The sequence below is a fragment of the Prochlorococcus marinus str. MIT 0912 genome, assembly GCF_027359595.1.
GTDB classification, from domain to species: domain Bacteria; phylum Cyanobacteriota; class Cyanobacteriia; order PCC-6307; family Cyanobiaceae; genus Prochlorococcus_B; species Prochlorococcus_B marinus_C.
The window spans coordinates 1096566-1118676 of the sequence record NZ_CP114783.1; the positions used below are offsets into that span (position 1 = coordinate 1096566).

The 22111-nt window shown below is 36.2% G+C and carries 21 protein-coding genes and 2 tRNA genes; 7 read left to right on the plus strand and 16 right to left on the minus strand.

Annotation, left to right across the window (positions count from 1 at the left end; all coding sequences use genetic code 11):
- Nucleotides 1-1146, plus strand: coding sequence for a molybdopterin-synthase adenylyltransferase MoeB (gene moeB, locus O5640_RS06650; RefSeq protein ID WP_269611592.1), 1146 nt, complete (start codon nucleotides 1-3; stop codon nucleotides 1144-1146).
- 7 nt (nucleotides 1147-1153) lie between these two features.
- On the opposite strand, the gene O5640_RS06655 is transcribed toward moeB, so the two are convergent.
- Nucleotides 1154-2305 carry a cob(I)yrinic acid a,c-diamide adenosyltransferase gene (locus tag O5640_RS06655; RefSeq protein WP_269611593.1) on the minus strand — a complete coding sequence of 384 codons (1152 nt, stop codon included), beginning with the start codon at nucleotides 2303-2305 and terminating at the stop codon, nucleotides 1154-1156.
- A gap of 133 nt (nucleotides 2306-2438) precedes the next feature.
- Between O5640_RS06655 and larE the strand changes: the two genes are divergently transcribed.
- A complete protein-coding gene (gene larE / locus O5640_RS06660) occupies nucleotides 2439-3293 on the plus strand; it encodes an ATP-dependent sacrificial sulfur transferase LarE (protein WP_269611594.1) in 855 nt (284 codons plus the stop codon).
- A 40-nt stretch (nucleotides 3294-3333) separates the two neighbouring features.
- On the opposite strand, the gene speD is transcribed toward larE, so the two are convergent.
- Both speD and recF read right to left on the minus strand, forming a co-directional pair.
- Nucleotides 3334-3801, minus strand: coding sequence for an adenosylmethionine decarboxylase (gene speD, locus O5640_RS06665; RefSeq protein ID WP_269611595.1), 468 nt, complete (start codon nucleotides 3799-3801; stop codon nucleotides 3334-3336).
- Nucleotides 3802-3841: 40 nt separating this feature from the next.
- Nucleotides 3842-4942 (minus strand): DNA replication/repair protein RecF, encoded by a 1101-nt coding sequence (gene recF, locus O5640_RS06670; protein WP_269613817.1) that lies wholly within the window; start codon nucleotides 4940-4942, stop codon nucleotides 3842-3844.
- Nucleotides 4943-5020: 78 nt separating this feature from the next.
- Here recF and O5640_RS06675 point away from each other — a divergent pair.
- A tRNA-Arg gene (locus O5640_RS06675) sits at nucleotides 5021-5094 on the plus strand.
- Nucleotides 5095-5107: 13 nt separating this feature from the next.
- Here the strand turns inward: O5640_RS06675 and O5640_RS06680 are convergent.
- The 8 genes from O5640_RS06680 to O5640_RS06715 form a co-directional block, all read right to left on the minus strand.
- On the minus strand, nucleotides 5108-5560 hold the full coding sequence (locus tag O5640_RS06680; protein WP_269611597.1) for an N-acetyltransferase: 453 nt from the start codon (nucleotides 5558-5560) through the stop codon (nucleotides 5108-5110).
- A 1-nt stretch (nucleotide 5561) separates the two neighbouring features.
- Nucleotides 5562-8546 carry a phosphoenolpyruvate carboxylase gene (ppc, locus tag O5640_RS06685; protein WP_269611598.1) on the minus strand — a complete coding sequence of 995 codons (2985 nt, stop codon included), beginning with the start codon at nucleotides 8544-8546 and terminating at the stop codon, nucleotides 5562-5564.
- 35 nt (nucleotides 8547-8581) lie between these two features.
- Complete coding sequence (gene gshA, locus O5640_RS06690) at nucleotides 8582-9721, minus strand: glutamate--cysteine ligase (RefSeq protein WP_269611599.1); 1140 nt, start codon at nucleotides 9719-9721, stop codon at nucleotides 8582-8584.
- Nucleotides 9718-11238 carry an anthranilate synthase component I family protein gene (locus O5640_RS06695; RefSeq protein ID WP_269611600.1) on the minus strand — a complete coding sequence of 507 codons (1521 nt, stop codon included), beginning with the start codon at nucleotides 11236-11238 and terminating at the stop codon, nucleotides 9718-9720. Before O5640_RS06695 ends, gshA begins: the two co-directional genes overlap by 4 nt.
- A 61-nt stretch (nucleotides 11239-11299) precedes the next feature.
- Nucleotides 11300-11725, minus strand: coding sequence for a photosystem I reaction center subunit II (psaD, locus tag O5640_RS06700; protein WP_269611601.1), 426 nt, complete (start codon nucleotides 11723-11725; stop codon nucleotides 11300-11302).
- Nucleotides 11726-11821: 96 nt separating this feature from the next.
- Nucleotides 11822-13213, minus strand: a complete 1392-nt coding sequence (locus O5640_RS06705; protein WP_269611603.1) for a sensor histidine kinase — start codon at nucleotides 13211-13213, stop codon at nucleotides 11822-11824.
- 427 nt (nucleotides 13214-13640) lie between these two features.
- Entirely contained in the window at nucleotides 13641-14915 is a 1275-nt protein-coding gene (gene rodA / locus O5640_RS06710; RefSeq protein ID WP_269611604.1) for a rod shape-determining protein RodA, read from the minus strand.
- Between the two features lie 9 nt (nucleotides 14916-14924).
- Nucleotides 14925-16010 carry an Mrp/NBP35 family ATP-binding protein gene (locus O5640_RS06715; protein WP_269611605.1) on the minus strand — a complete coding sequence of 362 codons (1086 nt, stop codon included), beginning with the start codon at nucleotides 16008-16010 and terminating at the stop codon, nucleotides 14925-14927.
- A 179-nt stretch (nucleotides 16011-16189) separates the two neighbouring features.
- On the opposite strand from O5640_RS06715, the gene hemF reads away from it, so the two are divergent.
- A complete protein-coding gene (gene hemF, locus O5640_RS06720; protein ID WP_269611606.1) occupies nucleotides 16190-17236 on the plus strand; it encodes an oxygen-dependent coproporphyrinogen oxidase in 1047 nt (348 codons plus the stop codon).
- An 11-nt stretch (nucleotides 17237-17247) separates the two neighbouring features.
- Here the strand turns inward: hemF and O5640_RS06725 are convergent, their stop codons facing one another.
- Both O5640_RS06725 and O5640_RS06730 read right to left on the minus strand, forming a co-directional pair.
- On the minus strand, nucleotides 17248-18000 hold the full coding sequence (locus tag O5640_RS06725; protein ID WP_269611608.1) for an N-acetylmuramoyl-L-alanine amidase: 753 nt from the start codon (nucleotides 17998-18000) through the stop codon (nucleotides 17248-17250).
- Nucleotides 18001-18012: 12 nt separating this feature from the next.
- The gene (locus O5640_RS06730; protein ID WP_269611609.1) at nucleotides 18013-18570 is read right to left on the minus strand and encodes a cofactor assembly of complex C subunit B; all 558 of its coding nucleotides are present in this window, start codon (nucleotides 18568-18570) and stop codon (nucleotides 18013-18015) included.
- Nucleotides 18571-18755: 185 nt separating this feature from the next.
- Here O5640_RS06730 and O5640_RS06735 point away from each other — a divergent pair, with 185 nt between their 5' ends.
- Nucleotides 18756-19400 carry a ribonuclease D gene (locus tag O5640_RS06735; protein WP_269611610.1) on the plus strand — a complete coding sequence of 215 codons (645 nt, stop codon included), beginning with the start codon at nucleotides 18756-18758 and terminating at the stop codon, nucleotides 19398-19400.
- A 20-nt stretch (nucleotides 19401-19420) separates the two neighbouring features.
- Here the strand turns inward: O5640_RS06735 and O5640_RS06740 are convergent, their stop codons facing one another.
- Nucleotides 19421-19690, minus strand: a complete 270-nt coding sequence (locus O5640_RS06740) for a hypothetical protein (RefSeq protein ID WP_269611611.1) — start codon at nucleotides 19688-19690, stop codon at nucleotides 19421-19423.
- A 55-nt stretch (nucleotides 19691-19745) separates the two neighbouring features.
- The gene (locus O5640_RS06745) at nucleotides 19746-20966 is read right to left on the minus strand and encodes a lipid-A-disaccharide synthase-related protein (RefSeq protein ID WP_269611613.1); all 1221 of its coding nucleotides are present in this window, start codon (nucleotides 20964-20966) and stop codon (nucleotides 19746-19748) included.
- Nucleotides 20967-21023: 57 nt separating this feature from the next.
- On the opposite strand from O5640_RS06745, the gene O5640_RS06750 reads away from it, so the two are divergent.
- Nucleotides 21024-21094 (plus strand) — tRNA-Cys (locus O5640_RS06750).
- 342 nt (nucleotides 21095-21436) lie between these two features.
- Nucleotides 21437-21868 (plus strand): hypothetical protein, encoded by a 432-nt coding sequence (locus tag O5640_RS06755; RefSeq protein ID WP_269611614.1) that lies wholly within the window; start codon nucleotides 21437-21439, stop codon nucleotides 21866-21868.
- A 57-nt stretch (nucleotides 21869-21925) separates the two neighbouring features.
- On the opposite strand, the gene O5640_RS06760 is transcribed toward O5640_RS06755, so the two are convergent.
- A complete protein-coding gene (locus O5640_RS06760; RefSeq protein ID WP_269611616.1) occupies nucleotides 21926-22105 on the minus strand; it encodes a hypothetical protein in 180 nt (59 codons plus the stop codon).
- Between the last annotated feature and the right edge of the window lie 6 nt (nucleotides 22106-22111).

A 22111-nucleotide genomic window follows, 5' to 3' on the forward strand; every position in this document is an offset into this window, starting at 1 on the left:
ATGGTGCAAAGTCAAAATGTAGTAAATTTAAATTCTGAAGAAATTGCTAGATATGCAAGACACATAAGTCTTCCTGAAATAGGTTTTAAAGGCCAAGAAAAACTGAAACAAAGCTCTGTTGCTTGCATTGGGACAGGAGGACTAGGATCTCCTCTTTTAATTTATCTTGCAGCAGCGGGAGTTGGACGAATTGGAATAGTTGATTTTGATGTAGTTGAACACTCAAACTTACAAAGGCAAATCATTCATTCGACAAGTTCCATAGGTCTTTTAAAAACAGATTCTGCCAAACAACACATACTCAAAATAAATCCTTCTTGTCGAGTTGATTTATTCAATCAAAAGTTATCAAGTAGTAATGCTTTGGAAATACTTAAAACTTATGATGTGATATGTGATTGTTCAGACAATTTCCCAACTCGCTACCTAATTAATGATGCTTGTCTAATACTTAATAAGCCTAATATATATGGTTCAATCGCAAGATTTGAAGGTCAAGTAAGTGTTTTTAATTTGAAAGAAGATAGTCCTAATTATCGAGATCTTATTCCTACCCCTCCTCCTGAAGAATTAATTCCATCATGCTCTGAAGCAGGAGTCATGGGAATTCTTCCAGGAATCATTGGCACAATTCAAGCAGCAGAAGCCATTAAGATAATAACAAATATTGGTTATCCACTAAACGGTAGGCTCCTAATTTTTAATGCATTAAAGATGCAATTTAAAGAGCTAACATTGAAATCCAATCCAGAAAATAAAAATATCAATAAACTAATAGATTATAAAAGTTTCTGTTCAGAGGTTACAGTTAAAAATGAAATAGATTATGATATAACAAGTATTTCAATTAAAGAATTAAAAGTACTCCTTAGCCAATCATCTAATGCAATACAACTCATAGATGTTCGCAACCCAAATGAGCACTATCAATGTTCAATTCCAGGATCAAGGCTGATACCCCTAAGCACTATTGAAAGCGGAGAAACAATTGATGAAATTAAAATTATTACCGCAAAAAAAAATCTTTATATATTTTGTAAAAGTGGTAAAAGATCATTGCGCGCGTTAAAGCATTTAAACAAATTTGGAATTAGAGGTATTAATATTGAAGGAGGTATTGAAGCCTGGAATAACGAAAAAGATTAATAAAAAACTAATAATCAACCCCCCTTTTTAAATCCACTCCTTTTTCTGCATAGTGCTTATGACACACCATCTCAGAGTGAACACTTGCTAAATCAAAATATATAGGTTGATTTTTACATCTTCCTGTAATAATCACCTCAGTCTCTGAAGGTTTACGAAGCAAAGTTTGAACAATAGGTTCAACTGGTAGGAGCTCCAAATCAACGGTTGGATTTAACTCATCCAAAATCACAGTCTTATAAAGACCACTTGAGATTGCTGCCCTTGCAATTTCCCAAGCTCTTTCAGCTTCTACATAATCAATGGGCTTTTGCTGGCCCCTCCAAACAATCGCATCTCTACCGGATCGAAGATGGTCGACTAAATGAGGATAACTTTCTCGAAGAGCTGCAATAGCGGCATCCTCTGTGTAACCACTACCACCCTTAAGCCATTGCAAAATTAATACACGATGACTTTTATCTTGACTAATTCCTCTACCGATAGCTTGTAAAGCTTTTCCCAAAGCACTGGTTGATTTTCCTTTACCCTCACCGGTATATATCTCAATTCCACCAACATTATCCTCAAAAAGGATTTCATCGTTATTAATCTCAGGTCGTCTGTGAGCTTTCATCTCAGAATGAAGTTCCGCAATTTTAATCAGAGAATTTGGTGCAGCTCTTCCAGTGACGATAATTTCCATACCATTTGGTCTCGCAGTAAGTGTTTTAACAACTTCTTCAATAGGCAATAACCCCAAATCCAAAACAGGATTCAATTCGTCTAGAACAACAACTGAATATAAGGCACTAGCAATTGCCCCCTTTGCTATATCCCATCCTCTTTGAGCTTCCTGATAATCAAATTTGGTGGATTGATCAACAGTAAAAAATTCGCCCCTGCCAGTCCTCACTTGATCAATCAAGTGAGGGAAGCCTTGCTGCAAAGCATCTATTGCTGCATCTTCGTCATAAGACCGACCAGGACCTTTCAAGAACCTAAGAAGTAATACTCTTGTTTGTCTTTTCTCACATATACCTAAACCTATTGTCCTCAAAACCACCCCTAAAGCGGCTTGACTCTTCCCTTTACCCTCTCCGTCATAAACATGTAATTGTCCGTGACTACGTTCCTGGCTTTCAGATGCTGTCGTAATTCCTATGCCGTTTAATACCACAATGGATAATTCTGCTTCTTATGCATGCAACTTAACTTCTTCTACATTAGACGTCATAGAATAAGCAAAATACATACAAAGATGAAAGAGTGTAGGAATCTAAATTTTATCCAATTAATTATCTTTTAAAAAAGTGTTTTTTAGTCAACTTGAATCTTTAACTGACTTAGAACTGAAGCAATTAAAATTGTTAAGGGAGTTTATTAAAGATATAAATCATGCCTGTGTTGCTTTCTCAGGAGGCGTTGATAGTTCTTTAGTAGCAACAATAGCGCAAGAACAACTAGGTACTAAAGCCTTTGCCGTTACTGGCGTCTCACCTTCCTTAGCTCCATATCTGCTTAAGCAAGCACGTCTTCAAGCGGCTTGGATTGGTATTCATCATAAAGAATGTCAAACGAATGAAATCAATGAACCAAATTACTTTAAAAATCCTGAAAATAGATGCTTTGCATGCAAAAAAGAATTGCATAAACATTTAAATCAAATTTCAAAAAGATTCCATAATGCTCAGGTCATTGATGGAGTGAATTTTGACGACCTTAACGACTTTCGACCAGGTATTAAGGCATCTAATCAGGCCGGAGTATTATCACCTCTTGCAGAACTGGAAATAAATAAAAAATCAATTCGTTCTATTTCTAAATCATTAGGTTTACCCTGGTGGGATAAACCTGCACAACCATGTTTAGCCTCGCGTATTCCTTTTGGAGAGGAAATAAGTTCAAAAAGGCTTCAGCAGATTGCTCTAGCAGAAGAATGGATTGTTAATAAAGGTTTTTCAAAAGTACGTGTAAGAAGTCAAGGCCTATCCGCCAGAATCGAGTTACCCGCAAATGAAATAAATCACTTTCTTAAAATTATTGAAAGAAAAAAATTAATTGAATATTTTTTATATTTAGGATTCCATTCTATAAGTTTAGATCTAGAGGGTTTGATTAGTGGAAAACTCACTAGAGATATAAATACTACAAACAAATCAGTCTGATATCGAAAAGATTATTTATTTTTTCAACTATTCATCGTAGTCAAGGTTCACGGTGCAAAGTCTGAATTCCTGAAGGGATATCTCTTTCGATATTTTTAAAAGAAAAGTGTTTAGCCAAAAAATCTTTAAAAAGTAACTTGCAAGCTTTTTCAGGCATTGTATGGTCACCGCAAGTAAAAACATCAATGGCTGCATAACCAATCTCAGGCCATGTATGTATTGAGATATGAGATTCAGCCAATAAAGCTAGTCCCGTGACTCCCTGAGGTTTAAAGCTATGTGTGACCAAATTTATGAGTGTTGCACCAGCAATTTTGGCCGACATTGTGATAGTTGTTCTTATAAAAGCTTCATCATTCAGCTTCGCATGATCACATTGGTAAAGTTCAAGTATGCAGTGTCTTCCTACATTTTTACTAGAATTAATTTGTATGGTTTCTATATCTTCAGACTTACAAGAGTCACCCCATCCAGGATTTGGATGCAATGCAGTGAAAAAAGGTTCCATAGTGTCCAAAAATCATTTCCACAATAACCGACCAATAGTTTCAACCAAAAGAATTTAATTGCATTAATTGTGAGTTTCGTACCCATTCGCCTTCAAAAGATTCCACATGTGTTGCACTAATTAAACATTGATGTTTTTGACCGACAGCCTCTAAAAGCAATAATTGTCGTTTTGGATCAAGCTCAGCCAAAACATCATCTAAAAGCAAAATTGGAGATTTGCCAAAAAGCGTTTCAATTAATTCTAATTCGGCCAATTTCAAAGCCAACACAATAGTCCTCTGCTGACCTGCAGAAGCAAAACGTCTAGCATCTACATCATTTATTAAAAACCGTACATCATCACGATGAGGACCAACTCTACAGATACCTGTAATCTCTTCCTCAGACCTCATTTCTAAAAGTTGACGTTCAATACTCTCCCTCCAAAGCCTCTCACTCTCTTCATCCTCTAGTTTACTACCTGGCAAATATGTAATATCCAATTTTTCTTTACTATTACTTAGATGTTGTTGCCATCCTGAAGCTATAGGAAGTAGCCGATCTAAAACACGTCTACGTCTTCGATGAATTCTTGTACTCACCAAAGCCATTTGCATATCATAAGAATCTAAAAGAACATTTCGATCCTTGCTGGATTTAACTCTCAAATTACGCCAAAGCTGACTTCTTTGTCTAAGCAATCTAGAGAACCTTCCCATCAAATCAGAATAAATAGGCTCAAGTTGCTGGACAATTCTATCCAGCCAATTTCTTCTAAGCGAAGGCTCTCCTCTAATTAATTCTAGATCAAGCGCACTAAAACCTACGCTTCTCATCGGTCCAATCAAATCAATTTGACGAGTTAAAAGTTTTTCATTTTTATAGGCTTTTCTACCACCTTTTCTATTTAATTCTAAAGAAAGTTTTTGATCATCTTCAATCATTGCAGATAAGCAAGCCTTATCTTGATCCCAAGAAATTAAATCCTGGTTCCGATTTGATCGATGAGAACGCAAACTAGACAATAGTTCTACAGATTCAAGAAAATTGGATTTACCAACTCCATTTCGACCTATAACTATCAAACGATTTTCAGTTAACTCAAACTGAAAACGACGATAATTTCGAAAATTATTAAGTTCTAACTGATGAAGTTGAATGTTTCTTTATGAATTTTGTATGTAAGCTAATTTTAATAAGGTCTCAGCATTTGGCCTTTTTTATAACACCCCTTCATTGGGCATGTAGCTCAGTTGGATAGAGCATCAGATTCCGGTTCTGAGAGTCGGGGGTTCGAGTCCCTCCATGCTCGTAAATTTAATTTTTTAAAGTCTTATTCCCATTGTTTTGATACCATTTGGATCTAGTAAAAAACCATTAGCTTTCAATGGCTTAAGTGAAATCAAAGGAGCAGCAACAGAAATGCTACAGCCTGGCAACTCCTTTCTGATTATTTCAATTGCCTTAAAAATAACAATAGATATGTATTTTTCTTGTTGATCGCCTGGCTCTGCAACTAGGTCCCACAAATTTGCATTTAAACCTTTGTCACTAGTGACGCGAACAAAGCCTACAAGATCTTCAGAAGTCTTCTGAAGGAGCGTCAAATAAAAATCACTGTTTTTTAAAGCTAATTCTAGCTTTCTTGGTTGATGAGTATCTTGATTACATCTTGATAGGAGCCTATTTATTTTACGTACAGGAATGAGTTCACTCCGCAGCAAAACTAACCCTCCAGGAATTTCAGGGCATTTATTTGCTGAATTTAATCCAAGCATGTCATCCAGTATTTCTCATCCCTGCAGCAATACCATTGATGGTCAACAATGCACCACGTAATAATTCACTACGGCTATATGTACGTGAACTTTGAGTAGAGTCAAGACTCATATCTTCACTAATTGGTGGTTGACGATTCTGATCTCTTAATCGTTTTAGAAGAGCAACTTGTAAAAAGCCTAAAGGTATAATAGTTCTATTTCTCAGATTAACAGACAATTGCAAAGCGGGATCAGCACTTAATAGTTTTGACTTGTCAGTAATTTCTAAAATTAATTTCTTAGTCAAGCTATATTCTTTTGAGATAATATCGAAAATGCCAGCGAAAGCATCCCTATTTTCATTACCACCTAAACTAATCATATAATGGTGGGCAACATCCAAATCAACTTTTGAAAGTGTCATCTCAACTTTAGATATCAACATTCTAAAGAATGGCCATCTCTGATTCAACATTCGCAACATCTCCATTTGGTCGGGGTCTGTATTTAATTCAGTAGCTAAAGCTGTACCAACCCCAAACCAACTTGGCAAGAGAAAACGACTTTGAGTCCAACCAAAGACCCATGGGATAGCACGAAGACTTGATAAGTCCTTTGCACCACTCTTTCTTCGCGCCGGACGACTAGAAATTTGCAACTTGCTAATTTCTTCTATTGGAGTAACTACTTGAAAAAATTGAACCAAATCAGGATTATCGTGTACTAAAGCTCGGTAATGCTCCCTTGAACGAGCTGCAAGTCTGGTCATTAATTCATTCCAGCTTGGCGTAGCATCTAATTTGTTAGTAACTAAGCTATTTTGGATAACAGCTGTGGTTACAGTTTCTAAATTATATAGAGCTAATTCTGGAAGACTATATTTTGAGGCAAGAACTTCCCCTTGCTCTGTAATCTTTATACGTCCTTGAAGTGTCCCACTAGGTTGAGCCAAAATAGCTTGATAAGCTGGCCCACCGCCTCTTCCTACAGACCCTCCTCTACCATGAAAAATACGCAATGCTATTCCTTGTCTACTAGCCAGGTCTTGGAGTGCTATTTGGGCCTTATGAATTTCCCAATTACTTGAAAGAAAACCAGAATCCTTATTGCTATCAGAATATCCAAGCATAAGTTCCTGAAGCGGTTGTTTTTTCTCTCCTACCCTTGGAAGTAATTCACGATAAACATCTGTCTGGAGCAGCGACTCCATTACAGAAGGAGCATGTTGTAAATCCTCAACCGTTTCAAATAATGGAACAACGAGAAAATCAGTAGCTCCTAAAGTGGGATCAATCAAACCTGACTCTTTAGCTAAAAGAAGAACTTCTAATAAATCTGATGCTGTATGACTCATTGAAATTACATACGAGCGACATATACGAGTACCAAATTCTTTTTGAAGCCTATGAAGCATATGAAAAACCGAGATGGTTTCTTGAGTACTTTTAGACCACACAAAAGCGGGAGGAATAAGTGGCCTTCGAGTTTTCAATTCCTTCATTAACCATTTGACACGTTTTTCCTCTTCCATCGCTCCATACGACTCAGGCAGGTCTAAATAGCGAGTGAGCTCATCCAACGCATCACTATGTCGTGTGCTTTCTTGCCTAATATCTAAACTAGCCAAGGAGAACCCAAAGATATGAACTTGATTTAATAAAGTATCTAGAGGTTCACACGTAAGATCCGTGCCAACCAAACTATTTCTAACAAGCTCTAATTCATTCTTTAATTCATCTACAGATCTATAGTGGAGAACCTCATCAAAACTATTATTAGTAGATATTAAAGACTTTCCTTCTGGCGAAAATTGCCATCCAGCATCTGCTAGCTGTTTATTACGTAGTTGTGTAAGTCGCAACCTCTCTAATGTATAACTAAGTTTCAAACGATAAGGTTCTAGTCGATATCTAGCTGCCCTTTCCTCATAGACTTCAGGAAAGCGAACTCTGTCCATTTCTAAAGACTCTAGCAAAGGGGCACTTACTTGACTCCATTGCATAGATATACTTAGTTGATCTCTTAACTCTTGAACTGATGCAATATATCGATCCAACATTAATTGTCTTTGATAACAAGCTGTTCTCCATGTGATTTCAGGAGTCACAGACGGATTTCCATCACGATCTGAACCTACCCAAGAACCAAATGTGCAAAAAGCCTCATTAGGAATCTCTACGTCAGGATAACTTGAAGCAAGTGCAGTAGTCAGTCGCCTTCTTAATTGAGGCATGGCATCAAACAAAACCTGCTGAAAATAATGAAGCGCATAGTCGACCTCATCAAGAACAGTAGGTTTAAATTGATGGAGCTCATCAGTTCTCCACCAAAGTCTTATCTCCTCCTCTAATTGCAACCTAAAGATTTCCTTCTCTGGTTCGGAAATTAGACTATTAGATTGAAGCTGCTGCAAAAGAGTGGCTACCCTGCGTTGCTTGTGGCGAACAGTGTGTCTAACTATTTCAGTTGGATGGGCTGTGAAAACAAGACGAATATCCATTTCCCTCATCAAAGCATCAAGCTGAGCTGGAGGGACATTCAAGCGACGTAATCGCTCAAATAATTGTGTAAAAGTTGCTGGAGCAGTCTGAGTGGCTAAAGCCGGAGCGAATGGGTCTATTTTATTATTAATTTTGTCTAACTTCCCTTTTTCTATACTTTCCAAATAACTATCTTCTTCTATACGTTGCTCAAGAATGTTTACCAACTGAAAATAAAGAGAAAAAGCCCTAGCCGCAGATATCGCTTCAGCTAAATCCATTTCTGTAATCAATTGGACTATTGCCTGTGAGGAATTATCTTGATTTGACTCACTAGGGTCACTTAATTGTTTTAAACGCAATAATCTCTCTGTCTGATCAGGAGGACATTCACTTTTGAGAACTGTTTTCCAAAGATCCTCAACCAGTTCAAGTCTCTGTTGCAATAAATATCCAGGATCTTGCTCCTCAACGAATCCTGTCGAGTCATTAGAGATGTTTTCGTTAGAAGGATTTTTCAACATAAACGTATTATGAGGCAGTTCTACCGACTTAGTCACTAATAGGTTGAATTCATTTGAATGAAATTAGTCTCCTCTCGTTCCATTTCACTAATACCATGCTGAAGCAAAGACTGAATTGATTCTCCCTTGGAATAAGAATTAAGCCATTTCATTGATTGATTTCCGTTTGTCAAAACAGATTGAATGGGTTGAAGTAACTCAAACATATCAAGCTCCTTAGCTAAAGGAGTTACATCTAGAAGAAGTTCTTTTATCCAATCACGACAGTTGATTTTTTTTCCATTTTTCCAATGAGATAAATTTGCATCAAGGCTAGATTTAGCTGAAATCAAATCATTTTGATCTGCCAATAAAGCCAGCTCTTCTTTTGTTTTAGAGCTTGCTTCAATTGGATCAAATTTTTTCATATTGTTTTTTAGATTAATAATTCTAAGCTCAAGTAACGCAGTAATAGCTAAAAGCAAATCAACATCAGCTACCAAATCACATATCCTCAGCTCCAATCGATTTAGGACATGAGGCCTTTCGGGACCATTTGGTCTTACTGATGTCCACAAATGTCTTTCATTTTGCATTTTGCCTCGAGCTAGCTGATCTTCAACCCATGTCACATATTCTGCATGATCCACGAACATTGGAACATTGGAGGGCGTTTTGGGGAATTGAACCCATCTTTGAGAATGTGCACCTGTTGCATGTCCGTCTAAGAAAGGAGAACTAGCACTTAATGCAAGAAATAATGATGCCTCACATCTAACCAAGCGAAGGGCCGAAAAAAGTAAGGACAAATTTTCAATACCTAAATTGATGTGAATGCTTGCTGTTACAACATTAGTTCCATAGTTTTTTTCTATAAATGAGTGATAAGAATTTTCTGAATCTGACCTTTCAAAGACTTTTGTATTACCAAGACTAAGTGTGCTTCCAGGAAGAATTGTAAGTTTTTGGCAATCAAGCCACTTCCTAAGTTTTTGTCTTGGTAGTAAAAGTGCATGTTTTAAAACTGCATATCTTTGGTCTGGAACAGTTATGTACTCAAGGTTTCTTTGATCAGGTTCTTTAACAAAATCTGATAAATCTTCAGTAATAGCGGATGCAACACCTACATTTTCACCAGAGTATGTGCCAGTAAAAAGCTCCACTTCAAACCCCTTTAACAGCATAAAGTTGCTCATAAGTCGTGGGGAACTAAGCAAGCTAAAGCAGTAAACATCCCTTTCGCTTTATTTAAAGTTTCTTGATACTCATTAGAAGGAATCGAATCTGCAACAACCCCTGCACCAGCTTGTACTTGAACAGTAAAATCATTTTTCTTGGTCTTACGAACAATCATTGTTCTTATGGTAATAGCTGTATTCAATGCTCCATTTAAATCTATAGACCCATAAACACCTGAATAAGGCCCTCTTCGTTGTTTTTCTAATTTATTGATTAGCTGCATTGCTCTTATCTTTGGGGCTCCACTAACTGTCCCAGCGGGAAAAGATGCAATCAATAAATCCCAAACATCCTTGTCTTTTTTCAAAATGCCTTCAACCTCACTAACTATGTGCATTACATGCGAATACTTTTCAATAACCATTAATTCTTTTACAAAAACACTCCCCGGAGTACAAACTCGACCTAAATCATTTCGACCTAGATCCACTAACATCACATGCTCAGCTCTTTCTTTGGGATCTTTTAAAAGATCTTTCTCTAGAGCTTCATCCTCCAAATCATTTTCTCCTCTAGGACGTGTACCTGCAATTGGTCTCAAACTTGATTGAATGCCCTTTTCTGTTTGTTGGGCCTTCACCATTACCTCTGGACTTGAACCAATAAGTTGCCAGTCTCCAAAGTCAAAAAATGCCATAAATGGAGAGGGGTTCACCATCCTCAGGCTTCGATACAATTCAAAGGGGTTTTGCATAACGGTCGACTCAAGTTTTTGACTAAGAACTAACTGAAAAACATCACCTTGTTTAATAAATTCTTTTGCAGCTTCGACACTTTGTTCAAATTCACTTTTTGACGTCTGAATGTTTATATCAATGGACCTATTAGCTTTTTCATCCCACTTTAAAGACTTTATTGGCTTTAAAGGAGCAGCCATTAAATCTTCAAGTTCATTAATTTGTTCACAGGCAATTTCATAAGCTTTATGAGAAGAAACTCCATCACTTAAATTTCCATATGCAATAGCTGTTATTAAACGTTTAACTTGATCAAAAATAAGAATTTTATCCATAAACATCCAAATACCATCAGGTAAGTCTTGATCCGATAATTCATAGGTAGGTACTGAAGTCTCAATCCATTGAATTAGTTCATATCCCCACATGCCAAAAAGTTGTCCCAGTTGTGGCAACCCAGTCAAAGAAACAGATTTGTAAGGCTGAAGCATTTTCCTGATTATTTCAATTGGATTTCCAAAAAACTTTTCTTGTTTTCCATTTCTCCAACATCTAGTCAATTCATTGCCCCTTACAACCACCTTCCAGAGAGGATCTGATGCCACTACACTCCACCTACCTATAGTTTCTCCACCTTCTACTGATTCAAGCAAGACTCCAGGAGGTCCATCATTACCAACTTTTAGCCAGGTTGTAAGAGGAGTTTCTAAATCTGCAGGCCAACTTTTTGCCAAAGGGATATAGTTGGCCCCTTTGGACGCTGATAAAAGAAATTCTTCCTTATCTAAACTAAGCATGACTGCATAATGGCAGCCCAATATATAGATTTAAAGGGGGCAAAAGTCTAAATTTAATGTCTTATGCATCGTAAGTTTTTTTCCCGCTAAATTTCAAACTTGCTGGATTGGGATTTTCTCCAATGCGTCTATTATTGTAACCCTCTTTCAAACGACCTTCATTGGGCTTCTCAGAGAAAACACCATCTTTTGGGAAAAGTAATTCTCTATCCCCACCAGGATAGATTCTATATATTTTACTTGTTTCAATTCTTGGTTTAAATCCCCTTAATTGAGTATTCAAAGCAAAACACTGTTCTTTTCTAGCAAAATACATAAGATTATCACCCTCATGCATGACAGCAGCTCCTCCAGTTGGAAGTTCAAAAACCTCAGACGTTTTGCTTGTCCATGTAATTGCATATTTTTCTTCGGTTTCAGCAGAGTTTAATAATCCACCAGTGCTCCCAATGTGCTTTGGCAGTGTTCCAGGTAATACTTCGGTCATGTTTAAACTAAATCGACTTATTCTTTATATTTTTTAAATTAGCACTTTATTTTGTGTCTTTTGACTCATTTCACGTCAACTTCACACGCGTCAACATTAATCTTGAAGTTCAAATTCTTTGAATTCAGAAATAGGAAAGAATATCGTAATTCCTCTATCACGCCTATTTGTAAGACGGCCACCAAGACTTTTCAAAAGCCTTTGAGTCGCAGCCTGACTCAACTGCAGATTACCCGTAGCTGGATTCCAGCTAAGTACTGGTCCAATTTCTTCATTGGAAACACTTTCTGAAACTTGAGAATGAGTAGTTGCTGAAAGCTGAGTTAAGATTTGAAGCTTTAGTCTCTGCCCTGCTGGCCTTAATTTCAATGTTAATTCACCACCTGATTGCAATCCACGACTATTCCTGTCAATAAGACCTGTCAACATTAATTCAAGCCCTTCTGAATCACTCAAAACTTTTGGTAAATCCGGGGTGATATCAAGAATCAATTTCAAACCTTTTCGGTCTAACTGATTGCTCCACACTGGAGAAAGAATTGTGAGCATTTTACCTAAATCAGTTAAAGCTAAATTAGTTTGTTCAGGCTTACTTCTCTCTAGTTCGACTGCATTAAAAATTAAACCAAAACGATCAATTTGTTCTGTACATTCAATATCTATTTGCTTCAAACGCATTTCAACAACTTTAGATATATCTTTCTTTCTTAGAAGAGATCTAATTAAGGTTCTTATTGTCGCCAATGGAGTTCTTATTTCATGTGTTAGAGCCTCTAGCAAGGAGATTTCACTATTTTTCGCATTTAATTTGTCATCGTTAATTAAATTATCTGGCAAAGGTTGAATATTTAAACTTGGTGCAATGCATGCGAGTCGTTGAGATAGTAAAGGCCAAAATACTTTGGATAGATCATCATTGGTTTTCAGCTGTCCCATCTCCCCAAGTGCGTTTCGGAGATTATTTGCTTGTTCAACATTTTCTGTAGTCAATCTGTTATCAAGTAATGTCAAAAGATCACTCAAAGTCTCAGGATCACTACGCATTAGTAATTTCCTCTCCTGACATTCACCTTCCAAAGCCAAAGCAATTTGGATTTCTGGAGTGATAACAATTAGCAATGGGTCATTGCCATCTTCCTCCAAAAGCGTCAAGCGCTCATAGCCAGAAGAATCATTGTGGAAATCCATCGATAATGATTGACTGGGAGGCAACATTCCCATAGAGGGATTTGTAAGGTTTAACAAATCCTTAGGGGCCCAAACCCAACCTTGAAATTTCTTTAGTAATTTAGGTTCATACAAAGCCGGCAAAGGAGAAGACAACCATAAACCCCTTGTAAGGTTCATTGGTAGCAAGATGTCTGACTGAAGTGTATCTAGAGCTGCCCACCACATTCTCCTAGCTGCGGATTCACTACATTTGGCATGAGGGACCCCTTGGGCCATTCTTTTTTGTAAAGCTTGAATAGTTACTAGAGGCGTGTTCACGAAAACCTCCAAACCTCATACAAACCTTTAAATACATTTGATAGATAAAATTTTAAAGGTTGAAAAAGCATAGAAATCAGAGTTGCTACTCTCAAGGGTCTTTAGCCAACTATTTCAAATAGAGAGATTGAGAAATTCCTAATCTCTGTATTTGAAGGCTAATAAAGTCTCTCAGGACAAATTAAGATCATTTGAGCTGATTCGTCTTTGAGTCTGGATTAGCAAGGAGTAATGACACCTTGAATCCAACGAATACTAAGAATAACTAACTCAATTAAACTAATGATTAATCCTAAAGTGAGGATTCCTTCCTTTACAAAGATGCAAAAACTTAACCTCAAGATGGTATTTAAGTTGTAATCATACCTACATTCAAATATCTATTTTGACTTAATTAATCCTTTAACAAATAATCAATATTGTTTAATCAAAGATTATTTCGTATTGGCTGGCCTCTTCGTGAAACAGATAAACAAAAGCCCAGACTTATAAAATTAACAAATAACGCAGTTCTTCCATAGCTCATAAAAGGCAATGGGATTCCAGTCACAGGACCAAGTCCAATAGTCATAAATATATTCACCATAATTTGAAAGATAAACATTGAAACTATTCCAATAACAATTAAAGATTCAAAATCAGTACGAGCATCAACAGCTATCTTTATTAATCGAACAATTAAAATAAAAAATAAAAATGCTACTAGCAAAGTTCCTAAAAAACCTGTCTCTTCTCCAAGAGCACTAAATATGAAATCAGTATGTTGCTCTGGGATGAATTTTAATTTAGTTAATTGACCTTGCATCAGACCTGATCCAAGCAATCCTCCTGAGCCAATGCCTATTTTACTTTGAAGCATATGATATCCACCACCTAAAGGGTCTTTGCTAGGATTAAGAAAAAGAATTAGTCGATCTCTTTGATAATCTCTTAAAACATTTTCCCAAAACCAAGGAGAAATTTTTGCTATTAATGAATGAAAGAAAATAACAATCAATGTTAGAAATTTTTTTTGATTTGGCAGAGACTTATAAGACATAAAACCAATTATTGGAATCCATATAAAAAGTCCAAATTGATATAAGTATGATAATAATCCAGTAACCAAAGTAGCCAAAATTATAAATGCCCACTCATATGGCATCCCCGACCAATACAACATCCCAAGCAATATGGCTCCAAAGACTAAAGATGTACCAAGATCAGGTTGTATAAAAACCAGAATCCAAGGTAAAAAAGAAACTACTATGGGTTTAATTAAATGAGATAAATTAGAAAACCTTTTTCGATCTAAAATAGAAGCCAAAACAAATATTAAAGTTAATTTTGCGAACTCCGATGGTTGAATATTTAATCCTGCAATACTCAACCATCTCTGCGCTCCAAGGGCGGAAGTACCACTAAAATTTACATAAAGAAGTACTAGAATAGTAAAAAAATATATTGGCAAGAGAAATCTTCTTAAATCTTGCAAAGGTAATTGAGCTAAAAAATAAACAATTAAAGACCCTATATACGCAATAATTGCATGTTGATACCAATGTGTAATTCCAAGATTCCTTTGAGTACTTGCAATTAATACACAAGATAAATGTACTAAAATAAAAGGTACAATCCAAATAATAAGATCTGGATCTTTCCAAAATTTCTTGTTTCTAACTATTTTTGAAGTAGATATTTTATTGCGACCAAGCCCAAGCATTGCTTTAAATCAATGTTTAACATATAAAGAATTACATAAAGTTCCAGCAAGTTCTAAAAATACTTTTGCTGTTATTGACTCTGGAGATGTATGAACGACTGGCAGATCCTTCCCTGTTCCAGAATAAGTATCTGACTCTATTGGTATCTGAGAAAGTAAAGGGACATCATTTTCCTTGGCTAATTGCTTACCTCCTCCTGAACCAAAAATCTCATATGATTTTTGTGGCTGGTCGGGAGGAATAAAATAGGTCATATTTTCAATCACTCCGAGTATGGGAATATTCATTTGTTTAAACATTGCCAACCCCCTTCTTGAATCTTGAAGCGATACATTTTGTGGAGTTGTTACTATTACTACACCTGCCATGGGAACTGCCTGAGCCAATGAAAGTTGAGCATCTCCTGTCCCAGGAGGAAGATCTACTATTAAAAAATCACGTTCACCCCAAGAAGATTGATATAAAAATTGTCGAATAATTCCATTAAGCATTGGGCCGCGCCAAATCACTGGCTGATTTTGATCAATTAATAATCCCATTGAAACCATTCCAATTCCGCATGTTTTAATGGGAATAATCTTTTGCTCTGCACCCGAACCACTAACTTCAGGGGTTATGTCGCTCACTCCAAGCATATAAGGCGTATTTGGTCCATAGATATCAGCATCTAGCAAGCCAACCTTGAAACCCTTTTGACTAAGTGCACAAGCCAGATTTACAGCAACAGTACTTTTACCGACACCACCTTTACCGCTACTTATGGCGATAACATTTTTCACTTTTGGTATTGGAGTTAACCCCTGAGGTTGGCCACCATGGCCTGCTTGACCAATAGGAGACCCCTCAGATGGGGCTGATTCCCCTATCTCAATTTGAACTTCTTCAATATCTTCCAGTGCCTTAATGCTTTCCCTAATATCATTTGCTATTTGACCTCTTTGAGATATAGCAAAATTAGGGAGAGTAAGTCTTACAACAATTTTCGGTGGCTTTACTGAAACTATTTCCAGCCATCCAAGTTCCACAATAGATCGTTCACTTCCGACATCTTTGACTGAACTAAACGCTTTTAAAACCTTCTCGTTGGTTTTCATTCTTAATTTCTATTACATCCGATGATAGTCAAAAAATCGATACATATTCCACCTCATTATCCAAAGATATTGCCTTTTATAATAAGTAAAAAATATTCGCAATACAAACTTTTCCAATATTGGTGTGAAATTTGCATCATTTGAAAGTATTTTTTTAAAGAAAGCAAAATGCAATTAATTTGTCCTCCTCACAAGATCAAGCCAATTTACCGGCAAAAAACTCAAGAGATCGAGCCAAAACACTTGTTTTAGGGCTTCAAGATGAAATTTGTGCTGGCTTGGAGACTATTGATGGAGAAGGAAAATTCCTAGAAGAATCTTGGGAGAGACCAGAGGGTGGTGGGGGACGCTCAAGAGTCATGAAGAATGGAAAAATCTTTGAACAAGGAGGTGTGAATTTTTCTGAAGTACATGGCAATGAACTTCCACCCTCAATCATCAACCAGAGGCCGGAAGCTAAAGGGCACTCTTGGTTTGCGACTGGAACCTCAATGGTTCTTCACCCAAAGAATCCATACATACCAACTGTTCATCTTAATTACAGGTATTTCGAGGCAGGACCTGTTTGGTGGTTTGGAGGAGGCGCAGATTTAACCCCCTTCTATCCATATTTATCTGACACGCGTCACTTTCATTCATGTCATAAAGCTGCATGTGACACAATTAACGAAGATCTTCATAAAGTTTTCAAACCTTGGTGTGACGAATATTTCTTTCTAAAACATCGAAATGAGACAAGAGGAGTTGGAGGTATTTTTTATGACTATCAAGATGGATCCGGCTTACTCTATAAAGGACAAAATGCAAATGGGAAGGCCTCTAACATTTCAAAAGAGCTAGGGAACTATTCTTTAAATTGGGAAAATCTTTTTTCACTTGCCAAAGCATGCGGGCAGGCATTTCTGCCCTCCTATGAACCAATAATAAAAAAGCGAAAAAATCAAAACTTTGCAGCAAAAGAAAGAGAGTTTCAACTTTACAGGCGAGGTAGATATGCTGAGTTCAATTTGGTATGGGATAGAGGCACCATTTTTGGATTACAAACAAATGGAAGAACGGAGTCAATTTTGATGTCATTACCCCCTTTAGCAAGATGGGAGTATGGATATAAGCCTGAAGAAAATTCACGTGAGGCACTATTAACAGATGTATTTACTAAGCCACAAGATTGGTTTACAGATAAATCTTTGGAAGAGAGGTGTTTAACTTATCAAGCCTTGGATTAGATAGTGCACTTCTAAATTATTCCATTTAAAAAAGCCTGAACTATTTTATTTGCAAGGAGCTTTATTGTTTTTTGCCTTGTTTTTAAATTTCTGAGATTTTTTTCTAGCAAACCCTCTAATTTCCCAATCTCTAGAATCCTTATTTGCCTTCTTGGAGCACCCAAACCGCCTCTAAATAGAATAGGAAAACGTCCAAAGGTTCTAGCAATTGACTCGTCAATTGTATTGGGTCTCTCAGAAAAAGGAGGGATCAAGCCTGAACCAACTCCATACTTACCATATGCATCAAAATGGATCTCAAGCGCATAACCACCGCGTTTGGCGAATCTCTTCCCTACTGACCAATTCGTTCTTGGATCATTAGCATCATCTATATTTCTTATTCCTGGATCATAGGATCTGATATTTAACCCTTTCTTTTTACCAAGTTTAACAATTGATTCTTGTAATTTTAAATTCCAAAAAAGCTCATCACTAATGTCAGGATGCATTGGATTCAAACCAAACTTATCAACAGCTTCGCCTGGTGTGCCAGCACCAGCCAATCCCTGAGAGTCTGCATGGCCAGCAAGTATTAAAATAGGTACATTTTTATCTACATCTATACTGCCAACCCAAGTTGCAGGAAGATTAGAACTTTCACCAATAATCAGATCGAGTTCTTCAGTAATATTTAAATTCCTAGTGAAATAAAGTTTAAAGAAAGAAAAAAAGGTAATTAAAAATATTATTAGTTTTAAACTATTTAATACTTTCTTTCTCACCACAAATACTAATTATATAGGTGAAGAGAGTAGAGAATTTTCACTACTAAGCTCAAGACTTTCAGATAATTCCAACTGAATTGCTATCAGCTCATCACGATGAGCTTTGATTCTTAAAATACTGATATCAGATAGATCTGAACTTAATAACTTAACTTCTAATGATTCCTCACGTTTGGATTTAACACGATAAATAATTCCAGCTAGGGGTGCGCCTATTACAGACAGTAGTAAAGGCCACCAACTCAAAGAGGGATAAAGCTGAATCAGAACAAGACCCAAACAGGCTGAGCCCAATCCTCCGAGGCAAGATAAAAAGATCACTAAAAAAGTACTAGAAGCGACATTGCCATTAAAGATCAACAATTTCTCTTCAGCATTGCCTCCATTCTTTTTCCAACCACGTTCTTCCAACCAAAAGCTCATGCCTTTCAAAACTTCAAGAGGAGGCAAAGGAGACTGAACATCTACAACTGTTGTGCGGTCCTTACTTGCAGCTCGCAGAAAAAAACCTAAACCTATCGCCAGTAGGATAGTGAGAAATAAAGTTGAGGAGAATGCAGATTGCATCTCAAAAATACGATCCGTTTTATTTTAATTGTTATGGAAAACATAGCTACAAAAATGAGCTAAAAAAGTTAAAAGATATTAGAAAAGATAAAATCAATGAATTTACTAAATAATTTCATGATTTAAGGTATTAGAATTAGATCGTAAAGAAATAATTGATGAATTAAATTCCCATTGAATTTGTTATGCCAAAAAAACTTGATGAACCATCGACTTTCAAGATCTTTGATAAAGACATAGATAATGAAACTAAAATCGCGTTAAGCTCATCTTCGGCTTTAGCAGTTGATACCGAAGCCATGGGATTAATTCATGGTAGAGACAGGCTATGTTTAATACAAATATGTGATGAATTGGATAATGTTATTTGTATTCGTATAGAACGAAATCAACATTCAGCACCACACTTAAAATCTATTCTTGAGACAAAAACAATTGAAAAAGTCTTTCATTTTGCAAGGTTTGATGCTGCTGCATTAGCCAGTAATCTAAACATTGAGGTTAATCCAATTTTTTGCACAAAAATCGCAAGTAAAATCGGTAGAACTTATAGCCCAAGGCATGGGTTAAAGGAAGTAGTTATGGAAACTGTTGGAGTGGAGTTAGATAAACAAGCTCAAAGCAGTGACTGGGGAAAAGTTGGTGATTTAACTCAAAAACAACTAATTTATGCAGCCAATGACGTTAGATATTTATTAGGAGCCAAACAAAAACTTGAAGAGATGTTAAAAAGAGAAGAAAGATGGGAATTAGCCAAAAAATGTTTCCAATGCGTTCCCATTTTTTCCGAGCTTGATAGAAAAAGGTTTACAAATATTTTTGACCATTGATTTTTTCAACCTAAAATCTATTAATCCTCAAGCATAAAATTCTCCTCCTCTTTTAGAGCCTTTAATAATTGATCAAATGATGCAGAGGCCGATACACTTTGTTTTTTATCTTCATTTAAAGTTTGCTCAAGGAATTTGCTAGCAATTTCTTTTCTTGATTGCAAATCTTTTTTTCCTTCTTTAGCTGCCGCAACCTCTACTTTTCGTCGAGCAGCTGAAATACTAACACTTAAAGAAGTTGCTAACTGAGCACAAATTTTAAGATAATGATGATCTTCAATTAGTGGCATATGCAGAAGCTTGAATAAAAATCTTCAAAACAATCTTCCCCTAGATTACACCGCACTATAAACATTGGTTCAAGTGATTCAAAATACTAAGGGCTATAGCCTGACTTCCTCCCTTGGGGCCCATTCTTTTAGACCCTCTTGATCCAATACGCTCTCTATCAAAAGCAGAATTTAATAAAAAACCAACTTGTTTTGCAAATATTTCATAATCATTAGAAATAGCTACCGCGCCTCCCAATAAACGACTTTGACGCTTAGCAAAATTAAAATTAAATTGAGGCCCATTGCCTGGGAAGGAAACGCATGGGATACCTAAACCTACTAATTGTTCTGTAGCTGTACCCGCATTTGCTACGCCTACTTCTCCCCAGTTAGCCCAAGAAGAAAATTGATTAAATCCAATCAATATTAGTAATGAATTTTTTTTCCATATTTCCGAAATCCCTATTTCATCAATTGATTGATAAGAAGGTTTAAAACCTAAGTCGATCAATATCATTTCTATTTTTTTACTCATTGAAGAAGAACTTAAAGGCACAAATACTGCCATCGGAGATGAAATTTGAATAAATTGAACTCCTAACAACAATTTTTCAAAATTCTGATACGCCTCAGGCAAGCGACTTCCACATAACAAAATCAATCGTCTATGTTTTTCAAAAGCATGGGGACATTCCGTCTTTTCTATTCCATCCATCATTGGATTTCCTGGCGATAGTGCCTTTACACCATGCTGTCTCAAACCTCTAGCAGTGATTTTGTCTCTTACTACAACCATTTTGCAACGTCTAGATCGCATCAATAAATATTCCCATGGATCCCACTCAGTTCCTTTCAACCTATGGTAAAAATCACTTAGAGAGGATCTAGGCCCACTCGCCCATGTGTAATCACTTTTAGGAGTGCCAATAAAAAAATAATTTGCCCCACTAGCCCAAGCCAAAAGAAGAGGTAATAAATCTCCAACTGCAACTATAATTCTTCCTTCTCTGGCTGATCTATTAATCAAAGTCCATTGACTCCAAAGGCTTCCTAATAATCCAGCTTTTAAATCTGCAACCAAGCCACTAAAACTCTGATTACTGAATCCCCCACTTGGTAAAAATGTTGAGGGGCCAATCTTAACGAGCCAGCCATCTTTTACATGTTTTGAAAATGCTTTCCCGTCTCCAACCATAGGTAGAACTTCATGGGAAATGTCTTGATTAATTTCATGGAGAGCCTCTATAACTCTGCAAGCAATCGTGTCTTCTCCATGTCCATTGCAAAGAAACAAAAGATTTTGTTCAGTTTGACTGATACGATTTGAAATGGAAATGTAAATTTCATTTTCGGCGGCATGGCCAAGTGGTAAGGCAGAGGATTGCAAATCCTTTATCCCCAGTTCGAATCTGGGTGCCGCCTTTATAGATTTACGCTTAATTTTCCTGAGAATCCTTCCCATAGCTATGCTCCAAGTGTAGCGAGTAGAGAGTTTCAAGAAATTTCAGAAATTGATAAATTGATTTTGGTACAAGATCTAGATATTGATCATATGTCCATTCTTACAGTTACCCTCTAAACGAGGCACTATTGAAAAGCTTGTAGGTAATCAGGATGACCAATTTTTACATCTTATTTTCACTACTTGATTGACTATTTCATAGCCATGTATTGAAGGTTTTTTTTCATTACAATTAAATAGAATGCTTCACATAGAAACATTATTCATGAATTAATATTAACCATATTAACCAATAAGAAACAGTGACTGATCAAGTTGAATTCAGTTCTTTTTATAGATTATTAAATTCAATCAAGGAAGGTGAATCTGAAAAAATATCTTTACTAGGTGAAAAAATTAATGAATTCAAAAATGGTGATAACTCGAAGAATTTTCTTGATGAATTAGGATCTCTTTATCTTTCTATAGGTATAATAGAATTATATAATTTCACAAATAAAAAAGATCTCTATGAGATAGGTCTTATCGACAAAGAAGGATGGGATACTTTATCTTCTACAAATCAACAGGAATTACCTGTATACCTAGCAAATAAAATGATTGAATATGTTAAAGAGAATAAAAAAGTAAAGGAACTTTCAAGTAAATGGAATATTAAAGAAGGCGAAATTAGAAAACATATAACTAAAATGGCAAGATATATAACGGAAGGAATTATAGATGTAATTGAATAATTAACCAAAAGACAAATCTTTTTATCGAAAATTTAGTTTCATGTACAAATACACAAATTAATAATCATTATCAGCCACGCAAAACCCTTGACATCTTATGCCATTACTCGCTGTTCTTCCACAATGGTTACATAGAACTTTTTCAGGTTTATCTTTACTGTTATTGTCTTTTTCATCCTCAACATTGTAATGTGTTTTTTTTAAAGAAGAATCGTTAAAACTATTTAATTTATTCATGTAAGA

Coding starts and splice junctions, on each gene's coding strand:
- moeB (WP_269611592.1), top strand. CDS start 1: ATGGTGCAAAGTCAAAATGTAGTAAATTTAAATTCTGAAGAAATTGCT.
- speD (WP_269611595.1), bottom strand. CDS start 3,801: ATGGAACCTTTTTTCACTGCATTGCATCCAAATCCTGGATGGGGTGAC.
- O5640_RS06680 (WP_269611597.1), bottom strand. CDS start 5,560: ATGCTTGGATTAAATTCAGCAAATAAATGCCCTGAAATTCCTGGAGGG.
- ppc (WP_269611598.1), bottom strand. CDS start 8,546: ATGTTGAAAAATCCTTCTAACGAAAACATCTCTAATGACTCGACAGGA.
- gshA (WP_269611599.1), bottom strand. CDS start 9,721: ATGAGCAACTTTATGCTGTTAAAGGGGTTTGAAGTGGAGCTTTTTACT.
- O5640_RS06695 (WP_269611600.1), bottom strand. CDS start 11,238: ATGCTTAGTTTAGATAAGGAAGAATTTCTTTTATCAGCGTCCAAAGGG.
- psaD (WP_269611601.1), bottom strand. CDS start 11,725: ATGACCGAAGTATTACCTGGAACACTGCCAAAGCACATTGGGAGCACT.
- rodA (WP_269611604.1), bottom strand. CDS start 14,915: ATGCTTGGGCTTGGTCGCAATAAAATATCTACTTCAAAAATAGTTAGA.
- O5640_RS06715 (WP_269611605.1), bottom strand. CDS start 16,010: ATGAAAACCAACGAGAAGGTTTTAAAAGCGTTTAGTTCAGTCAAAGAT.
- O5640_RS06730 (WP_269611609.1), bottom strand. CDS start 18,570: ATGCAATCTGCATTCTCCTCAACTTTATTTCTCACTATCCTACTGGCG.
- O5640_RS06735 (WP_269611610.1), top strand. CDS start 18,756: ATGCCAAAAAAACTTGATGAACCATCGACTTTCAAGATCTTTGATAAA.
- O5640_RS06740 (WP_269611611.1), bottom strand. CDS start 19,690: ATGCCACTAATTGAAGATCATCATTATCTTAAAATTTGTGCTCAGTTA.
- O5640_RS06760 (WP_269611616.1), bottom strand. CDS start 22,105: ATGAATAAATTAAATAGTTTTAACGATTCTTCTTTAAAAAAAACACAT.